Source organism: Curtobacterium sp. C1 (genome assembly GCF_021049325.1).
GTDB lineage: Bacteria > Actinomycetota > Actinomycetes > Actinomycetales > Microbacteriaceae > Curtobacterium > Curtobacterium citreum.
Map to the genome: position 1 here is coordinate 2,968,461 of NZ_CP088076.1, position 23,859 is coordinate 2,992,319.

22 protein-coding genes and 1 tRNA gene are annotated in these 23,859 nt (G+C 72.6%); 4 read left to right on the plus strand and 19 right to left on the minus strand.

The features are described 5' to 3' along the window. Positions 1 to 69 precede the first annotated feature (69 nt). From LQK89_RS14235 to infC, 12 genes are all read right to left on the minus strand, one after another. Entirely contained in the window at positions 70 to 1,257 is a 1,188-nt protein-coding gene (locus tag LQK89_RS14235; protein WP_231049503.1) for an argininosuccinate synthase domain-containing protein, read from the minus strand. 70 nt (positions 1,258 to 1,327) lie between these two features. Further along, positions 1,328 to 2,251, minus strand: a complete 924-nt coding sequence (gene argF / locus LQK89_RS14240; protein ID WP_058742104.1) for an ornithine carbamoyltransferase — start codon at positions 2,249 to 2,251, stop codon at positions 1,328 to 1,330. After that, positions 2,248 to 3,468: an acetylornithine transaminase gene (locus LQK89_RS14245; RefSeq protein ID WP_269145902.1), complete on the minus strand. Its 1,221-nt coding sequence runs from the start codon at positions 3,466 to 3,468 to the stop codon at positions 2,248 to 2,250. Before LQK89_RS14245 ends, argF begins: the two co-directional genes overlap by 4 nt. Beyond that, positions 3,465 to 4,493 (minus strand): acetylglutamate kinase, encoded by a 1,029-nt coding sequence (gene argB / locus LQK89_RS14250; RefSeq protein ID WP_058742102.1) that lies wholly within the window; start codon positions 4,491 to 4,493, stop codon positions 3,465 to 3,467. The genes LQK89_RS14245 and argB overlap by 4 nt, the downstream gene beginning before the upstream one ends. Then, complete coding sequence (gene argJ, locus LQK89_RS14255) at positions 4,493 to 5,683, minus strand: bifunctional glutamate N-acetyltransferase/amino-acid acetyltransferase ArgJ (RefSeq protein WP_229666867.1); 1,191 nt, start codon at positions 5,681 to 5,683, stop codon at positions 4,493 to 4,495. The genes argB and argJ overlap by 1 nt, the downstream gene beginning before the upstream one ends. A 5-nt stretch (positions 5,684 to 5,688) precedes the next feature. After that, a complete protein-coding gene (locus LQK89_RS14260) occupies positions 5,689 to 6,786 on the minus strand; it encodes an N-acetyl-gamma-glutamyl-phosphate reductase (protein ID WP_175324905.1) in 1,098 nt (365 codons plus the stop codon). A gap of 75 nt (positions 6,787 to 6,861) precedes the next feature. Next, entirely contained in the window at positions 6,862 to 9,357 is a 2,496-nt protein-coding gene (gene pheT / locus LQK89_RS14265) for a phenylalanine--tRNA ligase subunit beta (RefSeq protein WP_231049504.1), read from the minus strand. Continuing rightward, complete coding sequence (pheS, locus tag LQK89_RS14270) at positions 9,357 to 10,397, minus strand: phenylalanine--tRNA ligase subunit alpha (RefSeq protein ID WP_058742099.1); 1,041 nt, start codon at positions 10,395 to 10,397, stop codon at positions 9,357 to 9,359. Before pheS ends, pheT begins: the two co-directional genes overlap by 1 nt. Before the next feature lie 70 nt (positions 10,398 to 10,467). Beyond that, positions 10,468 to 11,319, minus strand: coding sequence for a TrmH family RNA methyltransferase (locus tag LQK89_RS14275; protein WP_231049505.1), 852 nt, complete (start codon positions 11,317 to 11,319; stop codon positions 10,468 to 10,470). Between the two features lie 71 nt (positions 11,320 to 11,390). Continuing rightward, complete coding sequence (rplT, locus tag LQK89_RS14280) at positions 11,391 to 11,774, minus strand: 50S ribosomal protein L20 (protein WP_022908516.1); 384 nt, start codon at positions 11,772 to 11,774, stop codon at positions 11,391 to 11,393. A gap of 28 nt (positions 11,775 to 11,802) precedes the next feature. Beyond that, on the minus strand, positions 11,803 to 11,997 hold the full coding sequence (gene rpmI, locus LQK89_RS14285) for a 50S ribosomal protein L35 (protein ID WP_058742097.1): 195 nt from the start codon (positions 11,995 to 11,997) through the stop codon (positions 11,803 to 11,805). Positions 11,998 to 12,076: 79 nt separating this feature from the next. After that, complete coding sequence (infC, locus tag LQK89_RS14290; RefSeq protein ID WP_083519974.1) at positions 12,077 to 12,736, minus strand: translation initiation factor IF-3; 660 nt, start codon at positions 12,734 to 12,736, stop codon at positions 12,077 to 12,079. A 274-nt stretch (positions 12,737 to 13,010) separates the two neighbouring features. On the opposite strand from infC, the gene LQK89_RS14295 reads away from it, so the two are divergent. Then, positions 13,011 to 13,364: a DUF1844 domain-containing protein gene (locus LQK89_RS14295; RefSeq protein WP_058742096.1), complete on the plus strand. Its 354-nt coding sequence runs from the start codon at positions 13,011 to 13,013 to the stop codon at positions 13,362 to 13,364. Positions 13,365 to 13,467: 103 nt separating this feature from the next. Here LQK89_RS14295 and LQK89_RS14300 read toward each other — a convergent pair whose 3' ends face one another. Next, the gene (locus LQK89_RS14300; protein ID WP_231049506.1) at positions 13,468 to 14,730 is read right to left on the minus strand and encodes a phosphotransferase; all 1,263 of its coding nucleotides are present in this window, start codon (positions 14,728 to 14,730) and stop codon (positions 13,468 to 13,470) included. A 100-nt stretch (positions 14,731 to 14,830) separates the two neighbouring features. Here LQK89_RS14300 and LQK89_RS14305 point away from each other — a divergent pair, with 100 nt between their 5' ends. Continuing rightward, on the plus strand, positions 14,831 to 16,687 hold the full coding sequence (locus LQK89_RS14305) for a glycoside hydrolase family 2 protein (RefSeq protein WP_231049507.1): 1,857 nt from the start codon (positions 14,831 to 14,833) through the stop codon (positions 16,685 to 16,687). Between the two features lie 88 nt (positions 16,688 to 16,775). Here the strand turns inward: LQK89_RS14305 and LQK89_RS14310 are convergent, their stop codons facing one another. Continuing rightward, entirely contained in the window at positions 16,776 to 17,615 is an 840-nt protein-coding gene (locus LQK89_RS14310) for an alpha/beta fold hydrolase (protein WP_231049508.1), read from the minus strand. Positions 17,616 to 17,739: 124 nt separating this feature from the next. On the opposite strand from LQK89_RS14310, the gene LQK89_RS14315 reads away from it, so the two are divergent. Next, on the plus strand, positions 17,740 to 18,975 hold the full coding sequence (locus LQK89_RS14315) for a mannosyltransferase family protein (protein ID WP_231049509.1): 1,236 nt from the start codon (positions 17,740 to 17,742) through the stop codon (positions 18,973 to 18,975). Positions 18,976 to 19,155: 180 nt separating this feature from the next. Here the strand turns inward: LQK89_RS14315 and LQK89_RS14320 are convergent, their stop codons facing one another. Continuing rightward, positions 19,156 to 20,217, minus strand: a complete 1,062-nt coding sequence (locus LQK89_RS14320) for an amidase domain-containing protein (RefSeq protein ID WP_231049510.1) — start codon at positions 20,215 to 20,217, stop codon at positions 19,156 to 19,158. Positions 20,218 to 20,290: 73 nt separating this feature from the next. Here LQK89_RS14320 and LQK89_RS14325 point away from each other — a divergent pair, with 73 nt between their 5' ends. Further along, a complete protein-coding gene (locus LQK89_RS14325; RefSeq protein WP_058742091.1) occupies positions 20,291 to 20,674 on the plus strand; it encodes a hypothetical protein in 384 nt (127 codons plus the stop codon). Positions 20,675 to 20,745: 71 nt separating this feature from the next. Here the strand turns inward: LQK89_RS14325 and LQK89_RS14330 are convergent. From LQK89_RS14330 to galU, 4 genes are all read right to left on the minus strand, one after another. After that, positions 20,746 to 20,818, minus strand: a tRNA-Ala gene (locus tag LQK89_RS14330). Positions 20,819 to 20,902: 84 nt separating this feature from the next. After that, positions 20,903 to 22,009 carry a hypothetical protein gene (locus tag LQK89_RS14335; RefSeq protein WP_058743111.1) on the minus strand — a complete coding sequence of 369 codons (1,107 nt, stop codon included), beginning with the start codon at positions 22,007 to 22,009 and terminating at the stop codon, positions 20,903 to 20,905. Between the two features lie 119 nt (positions 22,010 to 22,128). Then, positions 22,129 to 22,791 (minus strand): GNAT family N-acetyltransferase, encoded by a 663-nt coding sequence (locus LQK89_RS14340; protein WP_231049511.1) that lies wholly within the window; start codon positions 22,789 to 22,791, stop codon positions 22,129 to 22,131. Positions 22,792 to 22,881: 90 nt separating this feature from the next. Next, entirely contained in the window at positions 22,882 to 23,772 is an 891-nt protein-coding gene (gene galU, locus LQK89_RS14345; RefSeq protein ID WP_096900522.1) for a UTP--glucose-1-phosphate uridylyltransferase GalU, read from the minus strand. Between the last annotated feature and the right edge of the window lie 87 nt (positions 23,773 to 23,859).

Sequence of the window (23,859 nt, forward strand, 5' to 3'; positions counted from 1 at the left end):
GGGTGGTCGTGTCGTGTCGGGCTGTGGTCGGGCTCTGGTCGGGCGCCGGTCGGGCGCCGGTCGGGCGGGTCAGTTGGCCCGGTTGCGACGGGCGGCGGTCCGGCCGGGGCGGGCCCAGGCGTCGGCGAGGCTCGTCGCACCGGGGGCCGCGGCGAGCTCGAAGTCGTACAGGCTCTGCTCCGAGCGGCGTCCGGTGACCACCGCTCCGCCGCCGTGCAGCCGGAGCCGGACCTCGCCGGAGACGTGCTGCTGGGTCTGCTCCAGGAACGCGTCGAGGCCCTGGCGGAGCCCCGAGTTCCATGCGCCGTCGACGACGAGCCGTGCCCACTCGGCTTCGACACCGCGAGAGAACACGGCGACGTCCCGCTCGAGCGTGAGCCGTTCGAGGTCCCGGTGCGCGACCGTCAGGGCCGTCGCGGCCGGGGTCTCGGCGACGTGCCGGGCCTTGCGGCCGTCACGCAGGTCCACGACCACGTCGTGCCGGCCGATCCCGTGCCGTCCCGCGAGGGCGTCGAGTTCCTGCAGGAGCCGGACGATCCCGAAGCGCTGACCGTCCAGGGCGACGGGGACACCGTGCTCGAACGTCACGGTGACCTCGTCGGGGTCCGGGACGGTGACGGGGTCCTGCGTGCGCAGCCACCCGGCGTCGGCCGGAGCGGCCCAGGGATCGTCCGCGGGGTCGGTCGCCGTGCCGGCCGCCGGGCCGGTCGGCGGTCCTGCCGCCAGACCGGTCGTGCCGGTCGCCGGGACGAGTCGGCCCCACAGGTCCTGCTCCGCCCCGGTCGGGACCGCGTCCAGCGGCACCGGCACGACCCCGAGGTCCGGGTCCACGCCGCCGACCAGGGCGGCGAGGGCCGGCTCGTCCGGGGCCGCCGTCGCGTGTGCGACCAGCCCGGCGCCGAGCTGCCGGGCGGTCGTCACCAGGTGCGCCGCGACGAGGGGTCGTCGGAGCGCGGGGACGAGCGAGCGTCCCGTGTCGAGGGCGTTCGCGCGCAGGGCGGGAACCACGTACCGCTCGGCGTACTCCGTCTTCGCGTCGACGACGATCGCGTCGACGGCTCCGGCCGCACGGGCGCGGTCCCGCACCTGCTCGACGTCGCGGCCCCGCCCGCCGACGTCGACGACGAGCGCGATGACCTCGCGGTCGGCCGGGCCGAGCGCAGCGTGGTCGTCCGCGGGGCCGCTGTGGGCGACCCGGGCGACGGCCTCGGCGGGATCGACGCCGGCTGAGGCCGCCACGACGATGCGGTCGGTCACGGGGCTCCTTCCGGACGGGCGGGACGGGGTCTGCGGTGCTGGCTCCGCGTGGCTGGTGCCGCGGGGCGGATCAGGCGGCGGCGAGCAGCCAGGCGAGCAGGGCCTTCTGGGCGTGCAGCCGGTTCTCCGCCTCGTCCCAGATGATGCTGCGCGGACCGTCGATGACCTCGGCGGTCACCTCGTACCCACGGTCCGCCGGCAGGCAGTGCATGAACACGGCGTCGTCCGCGGCGTGCGCGAGCAGTTCGTCGTCCACGCGGTAGCCCGCGAAGGTGTCGAGGCGCGACTGCTTCTCGTCCTCCTTGCCCATCGAGACCCAGGTGTCGGTCACGACGACGTCCGCACCGGCGACCGCGGCGACCGGGTCCGTCACGACGAGGACCGACCCGCCCGTCTCGGCGGCTCGGCGCTCGGCGTCGCTGACGACCACGGCGTCCGGGCTGAAGGCCGCGGGGGCGGCGACGCGGACGTGCATGCCGGCGGTGGCACCCGCGAGCAGGTACGACTGCGCCATGTTGCTCGCGCCGTCGCCGACGAAGGCGACCGTCTGTCCGGCCAGGGCACCGCGGTGCTCGCGGATGGTGAGCAGGTCGGCGAGGAGCTGGCACGGGTGGAAGTCGTCGGACAGCGCGTTGACGACGGGCACGCGGGTACCCTCGGCCATCTCCTCGAGCCCGGACTGGGCGTAGGTGCGCCACACGATCGCCGACACCATGCGCTCGAGCACGCGAGCCGTGTCCGACGGGGTCTCCTTGCCGCCGAGCTGGCTGTTCGCCGTGGTGATCACGAGCGGGCTGCCGCCGAGGTCGGAGATCCCGACGTGGAAGGACACCCGGGTGCGGGTGGACGACTTGTCGAAGATCACCGCGACCGACTGCGGGCCGGCGAGCGGCTTCTCGCCCCAGCGGTCGGCCTTCATGCGCGCGGCGAGGTCGAGGATCGCGGACTGCTCGGCCTGGGTGAGGTCGTCGTCCCGGAGGAAGTGGCGGGTCATGCTGAGGTCTCCTGGGCGGCGACGGCCGCGAGGCTCTGGCCGAGGATCGACACGAACTCGTCGATCTCGGCGTCGGACACGATGAGCGGCGGCGCGATGCGCAGGCTCGACTCGTTCGGGGCGTTGATGATGAGACCGCGCTCGAGCGCGGCGGCGTTGACGGCGGCGGCGACCGGGGCCGCTAGCCCGACGCCGATGAGCAGACCCGTCCCGCGGACCTCGTCCACCAGCGGCGAACCGAGGCTCGCGATGCCGGCGCGGATGCGCTCGCCCTTCGTGACGGCACCGGCGACCAGGTCGGCCCGCTCGATCTCCGCGAGGACCGCGTTCGCGACCCGCGTGCCGAGCGGGTTCCCGCCGAAGGTCGACCCGTGCTGCCCGGCGGAGAAGAGCTCCGAGGCCCAGCCGAAGGTGACGAGGGCGCCGATCGGGAAGCCCCCTGCGATGCCCTTGGCGATCGTGACCGCGTCCGGCGTGAACCCGTGGCCCTGGAAGGTGAACCAGTTGCCGGTCCGGCCGACCCCGGTCTGGATCTCGTCGAGGATGAACAGCGCGCCGTGCTCCTCGGTCAGGCGACGGGCCGCCAGCAGGAAGCCCTCGGGCAGGTCCACCACCCCGGCTTCGCCCTTGATCGGCTCGACGATGAGGGCCGCCACGGTGTCGTCGATCGCGGCCTCGAGTGCCTCGACCGTGGAGTCGATGTGGTCCACGCCGGCCACCATCGGCAGGAAGTCCTGCTGCAGCGCGGGCTTGCCGGTCAGCGCGAGGGCGCCCATGGTGCGGCCGTGGAAGCCCTGCTTGAGCGCGAGGATGCGGGTCTTGCGACCGTCGGCGCCCTTGTTCAGGCGCGCGAGCTTGAAGGCGGCCTCGTTCGCCTCGGCCCCGGAGTTGCCGAAGTACACGCGTCCGGCGTCCCCGGCGCCGGTGATGCGCTTCAGGCGCTCGGCGAGCTCGAGCTGCGGCGGAGTCGCGAAGTAGTTGGAGACGTGCACGAGCTTGGCGGCCTGGTCGGCGACCGCCTCGACGAGCGCCGGGTGCGCGTGGCCGAGGGAGTTCACCGCGATGCCGGCGAGGAAGTCCAGGTACTCGTTGCCGTCGACGTCCCAGACACGGCAGCCCTTCCCACGCTCGAGCATGATCTTCGGGGCGGGCAGGGATCGCATGAGCGACGCCCCGAACCGGTCGTTCCAGGTCTGGGTCTGCGTCTCGGTGCTCACTGCTCGTTCCCCTTCTGCGTGGTGTCGGCGTCGGCTGCGTGCCGGCCCGGGTCCGCTGCGGACTCGGGGACCCGTCGGCCGACCTCGGCGTGGGTGTTCTGGTTCTCGGTGCGACGGCTCGGGTCCGGGATGACCTCGGTCCCCGCGCCGCGGAGGGTGAAGACCTCGAGCAGGATCGAGTGCGGGATGCGACCGTCGATGATCGTCGCACCGCCGACACCGCCGACCACGGCGTCCAGGCACGCGGTCATCTTCGGGATCATGCCGGACTCGAGGCTCGGCAGGAGCTCCCGGAGTTCCTCGACCGCGATGAGGTCGATGATCGAGTCCCGGTCCGGCCAGTTGCGGTAGAGGCCGGGCACGTCGGTCAGCATGAGCAGCTTCGCGGCGCCGAGGGCGATCGCGAGTGCGCCGGCCGCGGCGTCGGCGTTCACGTTGAGGGCCTGGTCCGGGTGGGCGTCGTCGATCGCGATGCTCGACACGACCGGGATGCGGCCGGCTTCGATCGCGGCCAGGACGCCGGACGGGTCGACGTGCGTGATGTCGCCGACGTGGCCGAGGTCGAAGTGCTCGCCGTCCACGACGACGCCCTTCTTCTCGCCGGTGAACAGCGAACCGCCGTCACCGAACACCCCGACCGCCAGGCCGTCGCCGTGCTCGTTCATCAGGTCGACGATCTCGCGGTTCACCTCGCCGGCCAGGACCTCGCGGACGACCGTGATCGCCTCGGTCGTCGTGACCCGGTAGCCGCCCCGGAACTCGGACTCGATGCCCTGTTCCTTGAGTGCGGCGGAGATCTGCGGGCCGCCGCCGTGCACCACGACCGGGTGCAGACCGGCGTACCGGAGGTAGACCATGTCCTCCGCGAACGCGCGCTTCAGGTCGTCGTTCACCATGGCGTTGCCGCCGAACTTCACGACGACCGTCTTGCCGGAGAACCGCTTCAGCCACGGCAGGGACTCGATGAGCGTCGCGGCCTTGACGGCGGCGAGCTCGTGCTCTTCTTCCTTGGTGAGGTCGCTCATCAGCTGGAGTACGCGCTGTTCTCGTGGACGTAGTCGTGCGTCAGGTCGTTCGTCAGGATCGTCGCGGCGTGCGGACCGACCCCGAGCTCGATGAGCACGTGCGTCTCGCGCGGGCTGAGGTCGACCTCGTCGACGGGTCGGTCGGGCGCGCCCGCGTGGCACACCCGGACGCCGTTCATGCTCACGTCGACGGCGTACGGGTCGAACTCGGCGTCGGTCGTGCCGATCGCGGCGAGCACACGCCCCCAGTTGGGGTCGTTGCCGAACACCGCGGCCTTGAACAGGTTGTTCCGGGCGACGCTCCGGCCGACCTCGACCGCGTCGTCCTCGGACACCGCGCCCGTCACCGCGATCGTGATGTCGTGGCTCGCACCCTCGGCGTCCTGCTGGAGCTGTCGGGCGAGGTCCGCGCAGACGGCCGTCAGTGCTTCTTGGAAGTCACCGACCTCCGGGGTGACTCCGCTCGCGCCGGACGACAGCAGCACGACGGTGTCGTTCGTCGACATGCAGCCGTCGGAGTCCACGCGGTCGAAGGTGACGCGGGTCGCGGCGCGCAGGGCGTCGTCGAGCTGGGCCGGGGTCTGCACGGCGTCCGTGGTGATCACCACGAGCATCGTCGCGAGCCCCGGCGCGAGCATCCCCGCGCCCTTGGCCATGCCGCCGACGGTCCAGCCGTCCTCGGTCACGACCGACTGCTTCGCACGGGTGTCGGTCGTCATGATCGCCGCGGCGGCGTCCGGCCCGCCGTCCGCGGACAGCGCGGCAGCTGCGAGGTCGACCCCGCGGAGCACACCGTCGCGGAAGGTCTGGTCGCCACGGCCGATGAGGCCGGTCGAGCAGACGACGACGTCGCCCGCACCGACGCCGAGGGCGTCGCCGACGGCCTCGGCCGTCAGGTGGGTGGTCTGGAAGCCGAACGGGCCGGTGAAGCAGTTCGCACCGCCGGAGTTCAGCACGACGGCGCGGGCGGTCCCGTCGCCGACGACCTGGCGGGACCAGATCACGGGGTGCGCCTGCGCACGGTTCGTGGTGAACACCGCGGCCACCGCGGCGTCCGGTCCGTCGTTGACGACGAGCGCGACGTCGGGCTTGCCGCTCTCCTTGAGACCGGCGGTCACGCCCGCGGCGCGGAACCCCGCTGCCGCGGTCACGCCCTGGAGGCTCGTGCCTGCGTCGTCCGTCTCGGTCACGTCGGTCACGGTGCGACTCCGTCCACGTTGAGGCCCAGGGTCTCGGGGAAGCCGAGGGCGATGTTCGCGGACTGGACCGCGGCACCGGCGGTCCCCTTCGCGAGGTTGTCGAGGGCCGAGACCGCGACGACGCGGCCCGCGGCCTCGTCGACGGCGAGTCCGACCAGGCAGGTGTTCGCGCCGACGGTGTCGGCCGTCCGCGGGAACTCGCCCTGCGGCAGGAGGTGCACGAACGGCTCGTCCGCGTACGCCTGCTCCCACGCCAGCCGGACGTCCCGGGCGCTCACGCCGGGCGCGAGCCGGGCCGTCGTCGTCGCGAGGATCCCCCGCGACATCGGGACGAGCACGGGGGTGAACGAGATCGTCACGTCGCCGGCCCCTGCGGCCACCAGGTTCTGCTGGATCTCCGGGATGTGCCGGTGGGTCCCACCGACGGCGTACGCGCTCGCGGAGCCCATGATCTCGGAGGCCAGGTACGTGGTCGCGAGCTTCTTGCCCGCTCCGCTCGGCCCGACGCTGAGCACGGCGACGATGTCGTCCGACTCGACGAGCCCGGCCTGGATGCCCGGCTGGATGCCCAGGGTGACGGCCGTCACGTTGCACCCGGGGACCGCGATGCGCTTCGTCGCCGCGAGCTCGGTGCGCTGGCGCCCGGTGCCGGCGATGTCGTCGACGTCGCGCCACTCCTCCGCCGAACCCGGCGTCGGCGCCGCGTGCAGCAGCTCCGGCAGCCCGTACGTCCACGCGCCGTGGTAGTCGCCGCCGTAGAACGCGTCCCACGCCGCGGGGTCGGTCAGCCGGTGGTCCGCACCGCAGTCCACCACGAGGGTGTCCTCGTCCAGCTCCGCCGTGATCGCCCCGGACTGCCCGTGCGGCAGCGCGAGGAAGACCACGTCGTGCCCGCGCAGGTGCTCCGCGGTCGTCTCGACGAGCGTCAGGTGGGCCAGCGATCGCAGGTGCGGCTGGGTCGCGATGAGCGGCTGACCGGCGTTGGAGTACGCGGTCACCGTCCTGACGTCGAACTCCGGATGGGCGGCGAGCACGCGCAGGAGCTCACCACCCGCGTAGCCGGAGGCTCCCGCCACGGCAACGGATACGGACATGGGTTCCACCTTTGGTCGGACTGGTCGTCGAGGGAGTCGGAGGCGGCGGCCCCGCGCGGTGCTGATCCGTCGGGATCAGTCGCGGAGGGTCGCCCCGAATCGCTCGCCGGCACGTCGGACGGCGCCGTCACGGGCCTCGGAGGCCTCGGCAGCGGTCAGCGTGCGGTCCGTGGCGCGGAAGCGCAGCGCGAACGTCAGGGACTTCTGTCCCTCGTCCACGCCGGTGCCCCGGTAGTCGTCCACGAGCCGAGCATACTCCAGCAGCTCGCCGGCGCCCGAGCGGACCTCGGCGAGGACGTCACCGGCAGGGACGTCCGCGTCGACGACCAGGGAGAGGTCCTGGGTGGCCGCCGGGTACGACACGATCGGTCCGACCGACGCCAGGTCCGGCGCCGCGGCGACGAGGGCGTCGAGGTCGAGCTCGACGACGGCGACGACCCGCGGCAGCACCGCGGCCTCGGTCAGCGCGGGCAGCAGCTCGCCGGCCACGCCGACCACGGTGTCACCGACGAGCAGGGATGCCGCCCGTCCCGGGTGCAGGGACGGGTGCGACGTCTGTGCGACCGAGAGCTCCACACCGCCGACCGCCCAGGCGACCGTGCGGGCGACGTCGAGGGCGTCCGCGATGCCGTACGGCTCGGGCTGCACGCCGGGCTGCTTCACGACGCGGTTGCCCGTGAGCAGGGCCGCGACGTGGAAGGGCTGCGCGGGCAGCGCGGCGTCGAGGGCGGCGAGCACGTCCGCGTCGGGACGGACGGCCCCGGCCGGGACCGTGTCCGTGCCGAGCACCGTGTCGGCCGCCGGCAGGAAGACGCGGGAGGTCTCGTAGAGCGCGACGTCGACGAGCCCGCGGGAGACGTTCCGACGTGCCGCGTCGACGAGGGCGGGGACGGCGCTGCGGCGGAGCAGGTCCTGCTCGCTGTCGAGCGCGTTCGCGAGCACGACGCTCGGACCGCCCGTGCCGTCGATGCCCGGGTACGCGTCCTGCGTGGCACGGGACACGAACGGCGCGGTCACGACCTCGAACAGGCCGGCCGAGGCGAGGGCCGCGGCGACGCGACGACGGGCGCGCTGGTGCGCGGTGAGGCCACGTCCGGGCGGCGCCACCGGGAGCACGCTCGGGATGCGGTCGTACCCGACGATCCGGGCGACCTCCTCGACCAGGGTCGTGTCGTCGGTCAGGTCGGGCCGCCAGCTCGGGGCGGTGACCGCGAGCTGCTCGCCGTCCACCTCGACCGTGGCGCCGATCGCGCGGAGGGTGTCGATGACCTCGGCGTCGGTGTAGTCCACGCCGATGAGCTCGGCGGGGCGACGCAGCCGCATCGTGACGAGCGGGCGCGGGGTGGTGTCGACGAGCGTCGAGCCCAGGGCGTCCGGGGTGCCGCCGGCGAGCTCGACGAGGAGCTCGACCGCGCGGTTCGCGGCGGCCTCGGCCACGAGCGGGTCGACGCCGCGCTCGAAGCGCTTCGAGGCCTCGCTCGGCAGCTTGTGGCGACGGGCCGTGCGCGCGATCGACACCTGGTCGAAGCCGGCGGCCTCGATCAGGACGTCGGTCGTGGTGTCGGAGATCTCGGTCCGCGCGCCGCCCATCACACCGGCGAGACCGACCGGCCCCTGGTCGTCGGTGATGACGAGGTCCTCGGCGTCGAGCGTACGGGTGGTGTCGTCGAGCGTGACGAGCTGCTCCCCCGCGGTCGCACGCCGGACACCGAGTCCGCCCTGCACCTTCGCGAGGTCGTAGCCGTGCAGCGGCTGCCCGAGCTCGAACATGACGTAGTTCGTGATGTCGACCGGCAGCGAGATCGACCGCACACCGGCGAGGGCCAGGCGGGACACCATCCACGCCGGTGTCGTCCGCGCCGGGTCGATACCCCGGACGACGCGCGTCACGAAGGTGTGCGCACCGACGCGGCCGCGGATCGGCGCCCGGTCGTCGATCGTGACCCGGAAACCCTCGCCGGAACGGGGCGTCACGCGCTCTGCTGGGTCGTGGAAGCTCGCGCCGGTCGCGTGGGCGTACTCGCGGGCGACGCCGCGCAGGCTCATGGCGTAGCCGCGGTCCGGCGTGACGTTGATCTCGACCGCCGCGTCGTCGAGCCCGAGCAGGCCGATCGCGTCCGAACCGACCTCGGGCTCCATGCCGAGGTCGGCGAAGCGCAGGATGCCGTCGTGCTCGTCACCGAGCCCGAGTTCGCGGGCCGAGGCGATCATGCCGTCCGACACGTGGCCGTAGGTCTTGCGGGCGGCGATCGGGAACGGTCCGGGCAGGACGGCTCCGGGCAGCGTGACCACGACGAGGTCACCGACGTCGAAGTTGTGCGCGCCGCAGACGATGCCGCGGGGCTCGGGCTCGCCGACGTCCACCTGGCACCAGTTGATGGTCTTGCCGTTCTTCTGCGGCTCCGGCTCGCGCGACAGCACCCGGCCGACCACGACCGGGCCGGTGAGGTCGAAGGTGTGGACCGCTTCTTCCTCGAAGCCGACCGACACCAGCGCGGCGTGGACGTGCTCGAGGCTGACGTCGTCGGGGAGGTCGACGCTCTCGCCGAGCCAACGGACTGGGACGCGCATCAGACCACCGTTCCGAACTGCTGCGAGAAGCGGATGTCGCCCTCGAGGAAGTCACGCATGTCGTTCAGGCCGTTGCGGAACTGCAGCGTCCGCTCGATGCCCATCCCGAACGCGAAGCCCTGGTACTCGTCCGGGTCGATCCCGGCGGCACGCAGGACGTTGGGGTTCACCATGCCGCAGCCGCCCCACTCGACCCAGCGGGCACCGCCCTTGGCGTTCGGCTGCCAGACGTCCATCTCGGCGCTCGGCTCGGTGAACGGGAAGTAGTTCGGGCGCAGGCGGATCTGCGCTTCGTCGCCGAAGACCTGGCGGGCGAAGTGCTCGAGCGTGCCACGGAGGTGCGCCATCGTCAGGCCCCTGTCGATCGCGATGCCCTCGACCTGGGTGAAGACCGGCAGGTGCGTCGCGTCGAGCTCGTCGGCGCGGTAGACGCGTCCGGGGGCGATCACGTACAGCGGCAGCTCGCGGGAGAGCAGCGACCGGACCTGGACAGGCGACGTGTGCGTGCGCATCACGAGGTGCCGGTCGACCGGCTCGACGAAGACGGTGTCCGCCATCGCCCGAGCCGGGTGGTCCTGGTCGAAGTTCAGTGCGTCGAAGTTGAACCACTCGTGCTCGAGCTCGGGACCCTCCGCCACCTCCCACCCCATGCCGACGAAGATGTCGGCGACGGTCTCGTTCAGGAGCGACAGCGGGTGGCGCGAGCCCGGCGTGCGTCGGCTCGGCAGGGCGGTGACGTCGACGCGCTCGGCCTCGAGCCGCGCGTGCTCCTCGGCCTGGGCCAGGACGCTCTCCTGCGCGGCGATCGCCTGGTTCACCTGCCCACGGGCCTGCCCGACGAGCTTGCCGGCCGCGGCCTTCTGCTCCTTCGGGACGCTGCGCATCGCCGCGTTCATCCGTGCGAGCGGGGACTGCTCGCCGGTGTGCTCGGCCCGGGCCTGCTTCAGCTCCGCCACGGTCGTCGCGGCACGGACGGCGGCGAGGGCCTCGTCCACGGCGGCGGCGACGGCCGGTTCGCTGATCTCGAGGTGTTCTGACACGAGGCCCAAGCCTACCGGCCGATGGGATACCGCCGTCCTGTACCGCCCGGACCGTGGACGGACCCCGCGGTCAGGCGCCTGTGGAGGAAGAAGCCGCGGTGCGCTGGACGAACGCGCTCTCGTACAGGCACACCGACGCGGCGGTCGCCAGGTTCATCGACTCCGCCTTGCCGTAGATCGGGACCTTCACGGCCCGGTCGACCAGGGCCAGGTCCTCGCTGGTCAGCCCGCGGGCCTCGTTCCCGAAGACCCACGCCGTCGGCCCGTCGAGCATCCCGTCCGCCCGGACGTCGGGCAGGTCGTCGCCCGACACGTCCGCCGCCAGGACCGTGTAGCCGAGGGCCTTCGCGCGGGCGACCGCGTCCGGCAGCGAGACCCCGACCGACACCGGGACGTGGAAGAGCGACCCGGTGGTCGACCGGACGACCTTGGGGTTGTACGGATCGACGGAGCGCCCGGTCAGCACCACGGCGTCGGCACCAGCGGCGTCCGCGGCGCGGATGATCGTGCCGGCGTTGCCGGGGTCGCGCACCTGCTCCAGGATCGCGACGATCCCCGGGAGCCCGCCACGATCCTCCCGTCCGACCGTGCCGGGGTCCGGGAAGACCTCGCGCACCGACGTCGGGAACTGCTGGCAGACCGCGACGACGCCCTGCGGCGTCACGGTGTCCGCCATCGTGTCGAGCACCTGCTCGGTGACGAACCAGGTGTCGACCGGCGCGTCGTCGAGCGCGTAGCGCGCGGCGGCCGTCGGCGTGACGTACAGCTCGCGGAGGAGCTCGGGACGGTACTCGATCGCCTCGCGCACGGCCTGCGGACCCTCGAGCAGGAACAGCCCGGTGTCGGCTCGGACGTCCTTCTTCGACAGGGCGGCCACGGCCCGGACGCGGCCGGCCTTCGGGTTCTCGAGGAGATCGCTCACGGACCCAGTGTCGCAGCATGCACGAAGCCCCCGCTCCGTGGACGGAGCGGGGGCTTCGGGAGCTGGCGTGACTACGCGGCCTTCGGGGCCGAGGTGTCGGCCGGCAGGGCCTTCTTGGCGGTCTCGACGAGCGCCGCGAACGTCTCGGGGTTGTTCACCGCGAGGTCCGCGAGGATGCGACGGTCGACCTCGACGCCGGCCAGGCCGAGGCCCTGGATGAGGCGGTTGTAGGTCAGGCCGTTCGCACGCGACGCGGCGTTGATGCGCTGGATCCAGAGGCGACGGAACTCGCCCTTCTTCGCGTGACGGTCCCGGTACGCGTAGACGAGGGAGTGGGTGACCTGCTCCTTGGCCTTGCGGTACAGGCGCGAACGCTGGCCGCGGTAGCCCTCGGCGCGCTCGAGGATGACGCGGCGCTTCTTGGCGGCGTTGACCGCTCTCTTTACACGTGCCATGTTTTCGTTCCTTTACGATTCCGCCGGCTCAGTGGCCGAGAAGCTTCTTGACGTTCTTCGCGTCGGCCTTGGCGAGGACCTGGTCCTCGTTGAGGCGGGCCTTGCGCTTGGCGCTCTTGACCTCGAGGTTGTGACGCATACCGGCCTGCTGCTTCATGATCTTGCCGCTGCCGGTGAGCTTGAAGCGCTTCTTCGACCCGGAGTGGGTCTTCTGCTTGGGCATCGTGGTGCCTTTCCGTGGGGTGGATGGGTGGGCCGCGTCATCGCGGTTCGGGGAGCGCCGCGGGGGCGATCACCAGGACCTACTCGGCGGGAGCCTCGGCCGGCTCGGACTCGGAGGACCCGGAGGTCTCCTTGCCCTTCGCAGCGTGCTCCGTCGCGCGACGTTCGGCCTTCTGCGCAGCACGCTTGGCGTTCTGCTCGCCCTTGACGTCGGACTTGTTCTTGAGGGGGGCGATGATCATCGTCATGTTGCGGCCGTCCTGGGTCGGACGCGACTCGACGACACCGAACTCGGCGATCTCCTCGGCGAACTTCTGGAGGAGACGGACGCCCTGCTCCGGACGCGACTGCTCGCGGCCGCGGAAGAGGATCATGGCCTTCACCTTGTCGCCACCGAGGAGGAACCCCTCGGCACGCTTGCGCTTCGTCTCGTAGTCGTGCACGTCGATCTTCAGGCGGAACCGGACCTCCTTCAGGTCCGTGTTCACCTGGTTGCGACGGGCTTCCTTGGCCTTCTGCGCAGCCTCGTACTTGAACTTGCCGTAGTCCATGATCTTGGCCACGGGCGGCTTCGAGTTCGGGGCGACCTCGACCAGATCCAGTTCGGCTTCCTGCGCGAGACGCAGGGCCATGGCGATCGGGACAACGCCGACCTGCTCACCCTGGGGGCCGACGAGTCGGACCTCGGGAACGCGGATTCGGTCGTTGGTGCGGGGATCGGTGATGCGGAGCTCCTTCAATCAGGTGGTGGCCGTCCGGGGCTGTTGCCCTGGACGACGGCACGAGAGAGGAGATCTGACGCACGGATCGGAACCCGTTCGGCAGCCGCCCGACGCCGTCCCCTGCGGGACGGCCTGCCAGCGAAGGGCCGGCGGAGCGGTGGGACCCGGTAGCCTTGGTGCACGGCCGCGGGTGGGAGAGACTCCTCTTCTACGACGCCGTTCGACCACCTTGGAACAGGTTCCAGGGCACACGGACAGCATCTGCCGCCGACGAGTCTAGCAGAGGAGCACCGTGACCGACACCCCGCCGAACGAGCCCACCGGGGCCGACGAGGCACGCGACATCGCCGAGGTCCCCGCGGTCGAGCTCATCAACACCGTCGCGGTGCACCTGCTGAGCGCCGCCGCCGTCAAGGTCGGGCTCGCGGACGACCCGCAGGAGCAGACCGACCTGGACGAGGCTCGGAAGCTCATCACCGCCCTGGCCGGCCTCGTCACGGCGGCCGCGACGGAGATCGGCGACCACCACGCCCGTCCGCTGCGCGACGGGCTGCGGTCGCTGCAGCTCGCCTTCCGCGAGGCGTCGGCGATCCCGGACCCGGTCGGCAAGGGCCCCGGCGAGAAGTACACGGGCCCGGTGAACTGACCGGACCACACGACGGACGGGAGGCACGGTGCTGGCTGGCACCGTGCCTCCCGTCCGTCGGCGGGTCGGCCTGGCAGGCAGCGCTGCGCGCGCTCTGCTCCTGTCAAGCAGCGCTGCGCGCTGCGAGCCGCGCGACTGCCGCGAGCGGGATCCCGGCCCAGTCCGGGCGGTTGCGGGTCTCGTAGACGACCTCGTACACGGCCTTGTCGAGCTCGAAGGCGTCGAGCAGCTCCCGGTGCTCCCGCAGGTCCGTCCCGGTCCCCCGCTGGTAGCCGTCGAGGAACGCGGCCCGGGCGGCGTGCGCCCACGCGCCGGCGTCCACGAACGTGGCGTCGTGCGCGAGCGAGCCCGCGACGTAGTCGAACGAGCGGAGCATCCCGGCGACGTCGCGGAGCGTCACGTCGGGCAGGGACCGCTCGGTCAGCGGGCGGAGCGGCTCGCCCTCGAAGTCCAGGAACACCCAGCCGCGGGGCTCCGGCGCGGCGAGGACCTGCCCGAGGTGCAGGTCGCCGTGGATGCGCTGCAGGTCCGGCCACCGCACGGCCGCGGCACGCTCGTAGACCGAGCGGACGGCGTCGACATGGGGTTCCACGGTCGGGGCCTCGCGGACGGCGGCGTCCAGGCGCGCGTGCATCGTCGCGACGGCCGCGGCACGGCGGGCGTCGTCCGCGGGTTCCGTCGGCAGGGCCTGGGCGAGGGTGCGGTGCACCTCGGCGAGGGCCTCCCCCAGCCGCTGCGCGTGGTCGTCCCACGGGGTGCCCTCGCGGGCGTCGGTCAGGGCCACGCGCCAGGCGTCGTCGAGCCCGGGGAGGAACTCCTGCGCGAACGCCAGGTGCCCGGTCGCGGTGCCGTCCGGACGACCGGTGTCCGGCCAGCTCGCCCGGAGCGCGCCGTACACGGTCGGGACGCGCGCGCTGCCGGCCGCCGAGAGCGCGAGCTGCGTCGTCACGTCGGGGTTGTCGCCGTGGTGCAGGACGCGGAAGACCTTGACGATCACCCGGGCGCCGTCGGCGGTGTCGCAGATGACCGAGGTGTTCGACTGCTCGCCGGACAGCACGCGCGATGCCGTGATGCGGCCGATCTGGCGGAGGCTCGCGGGGTCGGCGTCGATGCGCGCGGCGAGCTGCTGCACCCACGCGGTGTCGGTGGTGGCGTCGACCGGGTCGGCGTCCGGTCCGCCGCCGGAGACGGGCACCTGGTACAGGACGGGGCCCGTCGGGGCGTCGTCGAGGACGAGCCGGGTGCCGTCGGTCTGCGCGATGGTGTGCAGCGCCGGGGTGCTGCCCTTCGCGGTGTACCAGCGCTGCCGGGCGATCCAGCCCTCGAGCGTACGGTCGCTGACCTGGTCGGGTGCCTCGGCGCTCATGGGATGGACGGTACGCGGCGGTCGCCGTGAAGGCACCCGCAGTGCTCAACAACGATGCACATTGCTTTACAACGATGTACGTCGGCGGCAGCATGGACCCATGAGCACGCTCGACGGCACCGTCGCCGCACCTGACCTCCCGCTCGCGTCCCGCCAGGACGGCGAGTACCCCCGCCCCCAGCTCCTCCGCGGCGCGTGGGCCGACCTCGACGGGACGTGGTCGTTCCGGAACACCGGCGACGACCCCGCCTGGCGGAACGGCTTCCCCGACGCGCGGGAGATCACCGTGCCGTTCCCGCCCGAGTCCGCGGCGTCCGGCATCGACGAACCCGGCTTCCACCCCGTCGTCTGGTACGCCAGGACGATCGGTCGCGAGGAGCTCACGGCCGCCGGACTCGGCGCCGACCGGGACCGACTCCTGCTGCACTTCGGCGCCGTCGACCACCGCGCGCGGGTGTGGATCGACGGGCAGTTCATCGGGGAGCACGAGGGTGGCCACACCCCGTTCGTGCTCGACGTGACCGAGGCGCTCGGCAGCACTCCGGACGACGGCACCCCGGACGGCGGGCACCTGCTCGTGGTCCGAGCGGAGGACGACCCGCACGACGTGACGCAGCCCCGCGGCAAGCAGGACTGGCACGAGCACCCGCACGCCATCTGGTACCGCCGGACGACCGGGATCTGGCAGACGGTGTGGCTCGAGGCGGTCCCGTCCCGCTCCGTCGCGGCCCTGCGGTGGACGAACGTCGACCACGCCACCGTGCGCCTGACCGTGCGGCTCCGCGGCGAGCGCCGGACGGACGAGCGGGTCCGGGTCGAGGCCTGGTGGGAGGAGCAGGGCGAGCGGATCGCGCGCGTCGAGACCGGCGTCCCGGCCACCGCGGACGAGGTCGACGTGACCGTGCCGGTCACCCGGCAGACGAACGGGCAGGCGGCGGACGAGCTGACGTGGAGCCCGGAGACCCCGCGGCTCGTGGACGCCACCGTCACGCTGCTGCAGGACGGGGTCACCCCCGTCGACGCCGTGGCGAGCTACTTCGGTGTCCGGACGGTCGGGTTGGACGGCGGCGCGTTCCTGCTCAACGGGCGCGCGTACGACGTCCGGAGCGTCCTGAACCAGGGCTACTGGCCGGAGTCGCACCTCGCCGCACCGTCCCGCGCGGCACTCCGGCGCGAGGTCGAGCTCATCAAGGAGCTCGGCTTCACCGCGGCCCGGAACCACCAGAAGATCGAGGACCCGCGGTTCCTGTACTGGGCGGACCGGCTCGGGCTGCTCGTCTGGGGTGAGGCACCCGGGGCGTACGCGTTCTCCCCGCTCGCGGTGCAGCGCCTGGTGCGGGAGTGGATGGACGCCGTCGAGCGCGACGCGTCGCACCCGTCGATCGTCACGTGGGTGCCCGCGAACGAGAGCTGGGGCGTGCAGCAGATCGCGACCGACCCGGCGCAGCAGGCGTACGCCCGGGCGCTCGCCGACGTCACCCGGGCCCTCGACGCGACCCGGCCGGTCGTCTCGAACGACGGGTGGGAGCACCCCGACTCGGACATCGTCACGGTCCACGACTACGAGGGCGACGGCTCGCGACTCGCGGCGACCTACGCCGACGACGCCGCCCGGACGGCCCTGCTCGGCGGACGGGGGCCCGCGGACCGGCGGATCCTGGTCGGTGGCGCGGTGGATCGTGGGCAGCCCGTGATGCTGACCGAGTTCGGCGGGGTGGACTACCAGCCGGGGGCGCAGCGGGAGGACGGGTGGGGGTACACCTCGGCCGTCGACGGCGACGACTGGATCGCGCGCATCACGGCGCTCTACGACGGCGTCCGGGCGAGTTCGTTCCTCGCGGGGTCGTGCTGGACGCAGCTCACCGACACCCTGCAGGAGACGAACGGCCTGCTGAACGCCGACCGGACCCCGAAGGTGCCGATCGAGCGCATCCGACGGGCGGTCACCGGCGCCTGACCCCGCAGAACGCAACGTGGGCGGCTCCTCGCAGCGGAATGTCGCTGCGGGAAACCGCCCACGTTGCGTCTTGCGAGCCGGGGGTGCCTCAGGAAGCGAGGAAGCGCAGGACCGCCTCGTTCCACTCGTCCCTGTGGGACGCGAGCACCCCGTGCGGGCCGCCCTCGATCACGTGCGTCTGCGCGTCCGGGATCGCCTCGGCGGTGCGCTTCCCAGAGGCCTCGAACGGCACGATGCCGTCCGAGTCGCCGTGGATGACGAGCGTCGGGACGTCGATCTTCGTCAGGTCGTCGCGGAAGTCGGTCGTCGCGAACGCCACGGTGCAGTCGAGCGTGCCCTTCGGCGACGCGAGTTCGGCGATCGCCAGGTCGTAGGCGCGCTGGTCGGCGGAGACCACGGGCTCCCCGGACTCCCCCGGCGTGTAGAACATGTCGACGAACTGGTGCAGGAACGCCGGGCGGTCCCCGGTGATGCCGTTCGCGAACCAGTCCGCGAGGTCCTGGTCGACGGCCCCGTCCGGGTTGTCGTCCGACTTCCACAGGTACGGCGGCACGGCGCTCGCGAACACGAGCTTCTTCACCTTCGACGTCCCGTACGTCGAGACGTAGCGCGCGAGCTCGCCGCCGCCCATCGAGAAGCCGATGAGCGTGACGTCCGACAGGCCGAGCTCGGTGATGAGCTTGTCGAGGTCGGCCGCGAAGGTGTCGTAGTCGTAGCCGCCCCACGGCTGCGACGACTGGCCGAAGCCTCGTCGGTCGTAGGCGATGACGCGGTGGCCGGCCTCGACGAGTGCGGGGACCTGGCCCTCCCACGAGCGGCCGGAGAGCGGCCAGCCGTGGATCAGGACCACGGGGTCGCCCGTGCCGAGGTCGTCGTAGTGCAGGTCGATGTCGTGGCCGTTCTCGGCGCCGACGGTGATGAAGGGCATGGTGCCTCCTGTCGCTGGTTTCCGTGGAACGTGCCCGATGCAACGCCCGCTCCGCTGACGGGACCTGACCGCGTGCGGGGACCGGACAGCGCGCCGACGCGCGCGGAGGTGGGAGGATCGGCCGGTGACCGACCTGGCGGAGCCGACCCGTGCCTCCCGGCCGGGTCTGCCGACCCGCGTCCGACGCGTGGTGACGGACGGACTGGAGGCGCGGCACAGCGGGTGGACAGCTCCCCTGCTCCTGTGGCTGGCCTCGCGCGTGCTCAGCACCGTCCTGCTGCTCGGCGTCTGGCTGACCGCCACCGTGCACGGCTGGACGTTCGCGTCCCACCGCCGGGAGGGCACCTTCTGGTCGTTCCTCGGCTCGTGGGACGCGTCGTTCTACCGGACCATCGCGGAACGCGGCTACCCGACCACGCTGCCGCTCGACCAGGCGGGCCACGTGCTCCCGAACGCCTGGGCCTTCCTGCCCGTGTTCCCGACGCTCGCGCGGGCGGTGCAGCCGCTCGTCGGCGGGTCCTTCTGGGTGGCCGGGGTGCTCGTCGCGACGCTCGCGGGGGCGGGCGCGTGCGTGGTGCTGTACCGGCTCGTCGTGGCGGTCACCGACGTCCGGCGCGCGCGGTGGGCGACCACACTCTTCGCGTTCGGACCCACCGGGTTCCTGCTCCAGGTGGCCTACGCGGAGAGCACCTTCCTGCTGCTGCTCTTCGGGGCGCTCCTCGCGCTCGTGCGGCGGCGGTACTGGCTCGTGCTGCCGCTCGGGCTGGTGGCGGCGTTCACGAAGCCGGGGGTCCTCGCGCTCGCGGTCGCGCTCGCGGTGCACCTGGTCGTGCGGTGGACACGCGAGCGTCGGACGCTGCCGGCGCGGGACGCGGTGGCGATCGTCGTCGCGGGGCTCGGGATCGCGGTGGCCGGTCTGGCGTGGCCCGTGGTCGCCTCGGCGGTGACCGGACGACCGGACGCGTACCTGGACACCGAGCTGTCGTGGTGGGTGGGGTTCGTCGGTCGGCAGCACTTCGCGCCGCTGACGCCGTGGTTCACGATGGCGGGGACCTGGCTCGGGCCGGTCGGGATCGTCCTGGTGGTCGTCGTGCTCGCCGGGGCCGTCTGGTTCTGGACCCGGCGGGGCGTCCGTGCCCTGGGGGTCGACGTGGTGTCGTTCACGGCGGCGTACGCGCTGTACCTCGTCGCGGTGTTCCTGCCGCAGCAGAGCCTGCCGCGGCTGCTCATGCCGACGGCGCCGCTGCTCGGGGCGGACGCGTTCACGGCGACGCGGCGGCGGGCGGTGGGGTGGCTCGTGGTTGGGGTGTGCCTGCAGCCGGTGGCCGTGGTGCTGCTGTGGTTCCTCGGGTACCCGTGAGCCGCGGCGGCGCGGGGCGCGTGTCGCGGCGCGCGTGCGGGGCGGGCCGCGGCTTGTTCGGCGTGTCTGCGCACAACGGGAAGCACGCCGAACAACTGAGTTCCGTGGCGCGGCGTGCTTCCGGTTGTGCGGGCGCCCGCGGCGGCCCGGCGGCCCGCCCGAACGCGCGCGCGGCGGCGGCTACGCGTCGAACGTGTGGAACCAGGCGGTGCCGCCCGGGTGCTGCACGGTGATCATCTCGTCGAGGTCCCGGTAGGGCCCGTCCTGGTTGTGGCTCGCCGACTTGATGCGGACGGTGCCGTCCGGCTCGGTGAACACCTCGGACACGATCGTCACGTGGTCGGGTGACTGGTTCGCGTTCCAGTCGTAGAAGACGATGTCGCCGACCTTGACCTTGCTGCGCTCGTCGAGGGACCGGCGGGTGAGGCCGAACGTCGATGCGTTCGCGCTGAGCCACGGGTCCATCGACGGGCAGTAGGTCCACGTCGCGCTGTGCTGCGCGCCGCCGTCCCGGTTGTACCAGTCGCTCCGCTGCTGCCACCCGCGCGCGATCAGCGTCTGGCTGACGTAGTTCGCGCAGTCGCCGCCGATCGGGTTCATGGTGCCGTACTCGGCGGTGTTGTAGTCCTCCCAGTGCGCCATCGCGTACTCGAGCTGCCGGTCCACGTCGGTCAGGGCCGCGTACGTCAGCGAGCTCGTCGCGACGGCGGTCGACGCGTCCGGCACGGGTGCGGCGGTCGGCGTCGGCGTCGCGGTGACGTCGTCCTGCGTCGCCCCCGCCTGGCCGTCGTTCGCGGCGCTGCCGTTGCCGTCGGACGAGCGGTTCGCGGACGGTGACGGCTCGATCGCGGTGGTGAAGAGGGCGACGTCCGCGGCTCCGGCGGTGTACATCGCCTGGTGCGGGGCCGTGAAGGTCACCTTGGTCGCCGAGGCCTGCACGTCCCGCGCGGCGACCCCACCGACCGTGACCCCCCGGACGGCACCGAGGCCGGTCCCCGCGATCGTGACCGTGACCCCGCCGGCGAGCGGCACCTGCGCCGGCTCGAGCGAGGAGGCCGCGGGTGTCGCCGTGCCGGCCGCGCTGCCGGACCCGCCGGACGCACGGCCCGAGGCGGCGCTGGTGGGGCCAGATGCGACGTCGCCACCGCCGTCCCCACCACGGGAGCAGGCGGCCACGGCGAGGCCGATGCCGGCGACACCGGCGAGCGAGAGCAGCGAACGACGCGTGAACGAGGAAGACATGACCTGTCCAGGGTAGGCGACGGTACGGCAGGATCACCGGTAGCAAGCCGACCAGCACCGGAAGGATCAGACCATGCCCGAGAGCCACGACTTCTTCGTCGCCGCCGACCCCGAGTCCACCCGAGCCCGCGTCCGCGAGGCGCTCGTCCGCGAGGGCTACGCCGTCGTCGACGGTGAGCAGGGTGCCCTGCAGGCCACCCGCGGCAGCCTCGGCCTCACCCTGCTCATCGGCGGCCTCGCGAACGACCGCACGTTCCACACCCGGCTCGACGTGCAGGTGATGGTCACGCCCGACGGACGCACCGTCGCGCGACTGCTCCGCGGTTCCGGCAAGTCCGCGCTGAAGGGCGGCGCGATCGGGATCTCCCGCGGCAACCGCGCGTTCGAGCAGGCAGCGAACGCGATCCACGCCGAGCTCACCCAGGCAGGCATCCTGACGGACAGCATCGCGAGCTGAGCCGGCGGCCCGGGAAGCACAGCCCGGGAAACACAGAAGGCCACCCCGCGGGGTGGCCTTCTGCACTCGAGTGGAGCTAAGGGGATTCGAACCCCTGACCTTCTCATTGCGAACGAGACGCGCTACCAACTGCGCCATAGCCCCGAGTGCTCGACCACACTAGCACCACGTCGTCGACGATCCGAAATCGGTCCGACCCGCTCGGGCGTGCCGCGGAGTGGACGCTGGTCAGACCGCGCGACGGCGACGCATGATCGCGTCGAGGTCGGCCTGCTGGAAGCCGTCCTCGTCGAGCACGCCCATGCCCGCCCAGCGGCTCGGCGGAGCCGGTTCCGCCACGGGCTCGGCGGTCGGGGCAGCGGCGGTCTCCTGCCCGCGCGGCTCCGGCGCGGGCGCCCGCAGTCCGAGCCGCTCGGCGAGCCGGCCCTGGTCGTGCGCGGAGAGCGAGGCGACCGCTTCCTCGACGTCCGGCCGCATCCGCGACACCCGGGCGAGCGAGGGGTCCGTCTCAGCGGCGCGGATCGCCGCGGCCTCGGCGTCCGCCTCGGCCTTCGCCGCGGCGACGCGCTCCCGCAGCCGTGCGGCGAGCTCCGCGGACGACTCCGGCGAGGGGGTCGGTGCGGCGGGGCGCTCGACGTAGAGCGGCTTCGGGACGGCGGCCGGCGGAGTCCAGGTGCGGTCGCGCGTGGGCTCCGTCTGCTGTTCCGTGGGCAGCGGCGGCGCCGGGTCCGTCCACGTGGTCGACGGCCGGGAGGCACGGCTCGCGTCGGCAGCGCCGGCTGCGGCACGCGCCTTCCGCGCCTGGGCGACCTGGTGCAGCTGGGCGAGGACCGCGGCGGACGCTCCGGCCGCGACGAGTCCGGCGACCGCGACGAGCCACGCGGACGGTGCGGCGACGAGGACGACGAGCGCGACGACGAGGCCGATCGCGCCGAAGGTCGTCGCGCCGAGCCGGGACCGTCGCATCCGACGGGCGGTCAGTGCGGGGACGGCCGACACGCGCTCGAGCTGGGGCTGCTGCTCGGCGAGTCGCCGGGTGATCTCACGCTGCCGAGCAGCCTCGTGGGCGCGGACGATCGCGGCGCGCTTCGCTTCCTCGGACCGCGCGACGCGCTGCGCCTCGGCCAGCGACCGGGCGTTCATCTCGACGCGGACCTCGTCCGGCAGCTCAGCGGTCTGGGCGAGGATGCGGAGGGTCTGCTGCAGCCGGATGGCGTTGCGCTCGGTGGCGAGGTACTGGCGTCGGGCGGCCCACGAGGGCATCAGGTAGACGACCCAGAGCACGGCCGCGATGAGCAGGACGATGCCGCCGCCCCAGGAGCCGATACCTGCCATGGGGCAACGGTAGGGGTGCGGGTTCCCCTGGCGGGTGATTGCCGGTCGCGTGTTGCGCGGGTCGCGACGGATCCGGTGGAGGCGGGGCGTGCATCCCGGCCGTCACTGGATGCGCGCGGTCACTGGATGCGGGGACGGGTGTCGAGCGGCATGGCGGCCTCGTCGCGGGCCGCCAGCGGCACGCTGCCGACGCCGGCCGGGACGCGACCCGCGACCCAGCGGTCGAGGACGCCCTCGCGGACCTCTTCTGCGACCAGGGCGAAGCAGAAGTGGTCGCGCCAGTCGCCGTTGATGTGGATGTAGCGGCGGCGGAGTCCCTCGTACCGGAAGCCGAGCTTCTCGACGACCCGCAGGCTCGGGGCGTTCTCCGGACGGATGCAGATCTCGATGCGGTGGATGCCGACGACCCGGAAGCAGTGGTCGACGGCCATCGCGACGGCGATCGGGGTCACGTTGTGTCCGGCGGCGTCCTCGACGACCCAGTAGCCGATCGACGCGCTCGCGAGGGAGCCGTAGGAGATGCCGGACACGTTGAGCTGGCCGACGAAGCGACCGTCGAGCTCCATCGCGAACGGGAGCCCGAGCCCGGCGCGGGCGTTGGCCTGCAGCGCGCGGATGCTGCCGCGGACGTCCGTCGACACGTGGCCGGACGGGTTCGTGGCCTCCCACGTCCGGAGCCAGCTGCGGTTCGAGGCCAGGGCGACGTCGAGGTCGCGCGTGTCCCGGAGGCGGAGGGGCCGGATGGTGACCCGCCTGTGGGACAGGGTCGGGATCGTCGTCATCGCTGTGGTTCCTCCGGTACCCGGTGGTCGGCCGGGTGGATGCACGAACGGGCCCGGGGAGGACCCCCGGACCCGTTCGCACGGGGTCGGCTATTCGCCCGCGTTGAACTCCTTGAGCCACGACTTGAGGTCGGGGCCGAGGTCATCGCGGTCCGAGGCGAGCTGCACGATCGCCTTGATGTAGTCGAGTTTGTCACCGGTGTCGTACCGACGTCCACGGAACACGACGCCGTACACGCCGCCGGTCCACTCCTCGGCGCCGGCCATCTTCATGAGGGCGTCGGTGAGCTGGATCTCGCCGCCCTTGCCCGGCTCCTGCTTCTCGAGGACGTCGAAGACCTCGGGGCGGATGACGTAGCGGCCGATGATGGCGAGGTTCGAGGGGGCTTCGCCCTGCGGGGGCTTCTCGACCAGGCCGGTGATCTTCACGACGTCGTCGGTGTCGGTCTCCTCGACCGTCGCGATGCCGTACATGTGGGTCTGCGAGGCCGGGACCTCGAGGAGCGCGACCACGGTCGCGTTCTTCTCGCCCTGGACCTCGATCATGCGCTTGAGCAGCGGGTCGCGGGCGTCGATGATGTCGTCACCGAGCAGGACCGCGAACGGCTCGCGCCCGACGTGCATCTTGGCCCGGAGCACCGCGTGGCCGAGGCCGAGCGGGTCGCCCTGGCGGACGTAGTGCATGTCGGCGAGGTCGGTCGACTGGTTGACCTTCTGGAGCTTCTCGTGGTCGCCCTTCTTCTTCAGGGTCTCCTCGAGCTCGGACACGTGGTCGAAGTGGTTCTCGAGCGCGTTCTTGTTGCGCCCGGTGATCATCAGGACGTCGGTGAGTCCGGCGCCGACGGCCTCTTCCACCACGTACTGGATCGCCGGCTTGTCGACGACCGGGAGCATCTCCTTCGGCATCGCCTTGGTCGCGGGGAGGAAGCGCGTGCCCAGGCCTGCGGCCGGGATCACCGCCTTCGAAATCTGGAAGCCCATGCCGTCGAACGTATCGGATGACCCCTGCACGGGGCATGTCGTCACTGCTGGGGACACGGCTTCCCGCGCCGAGCGGCGGGAAGCCGC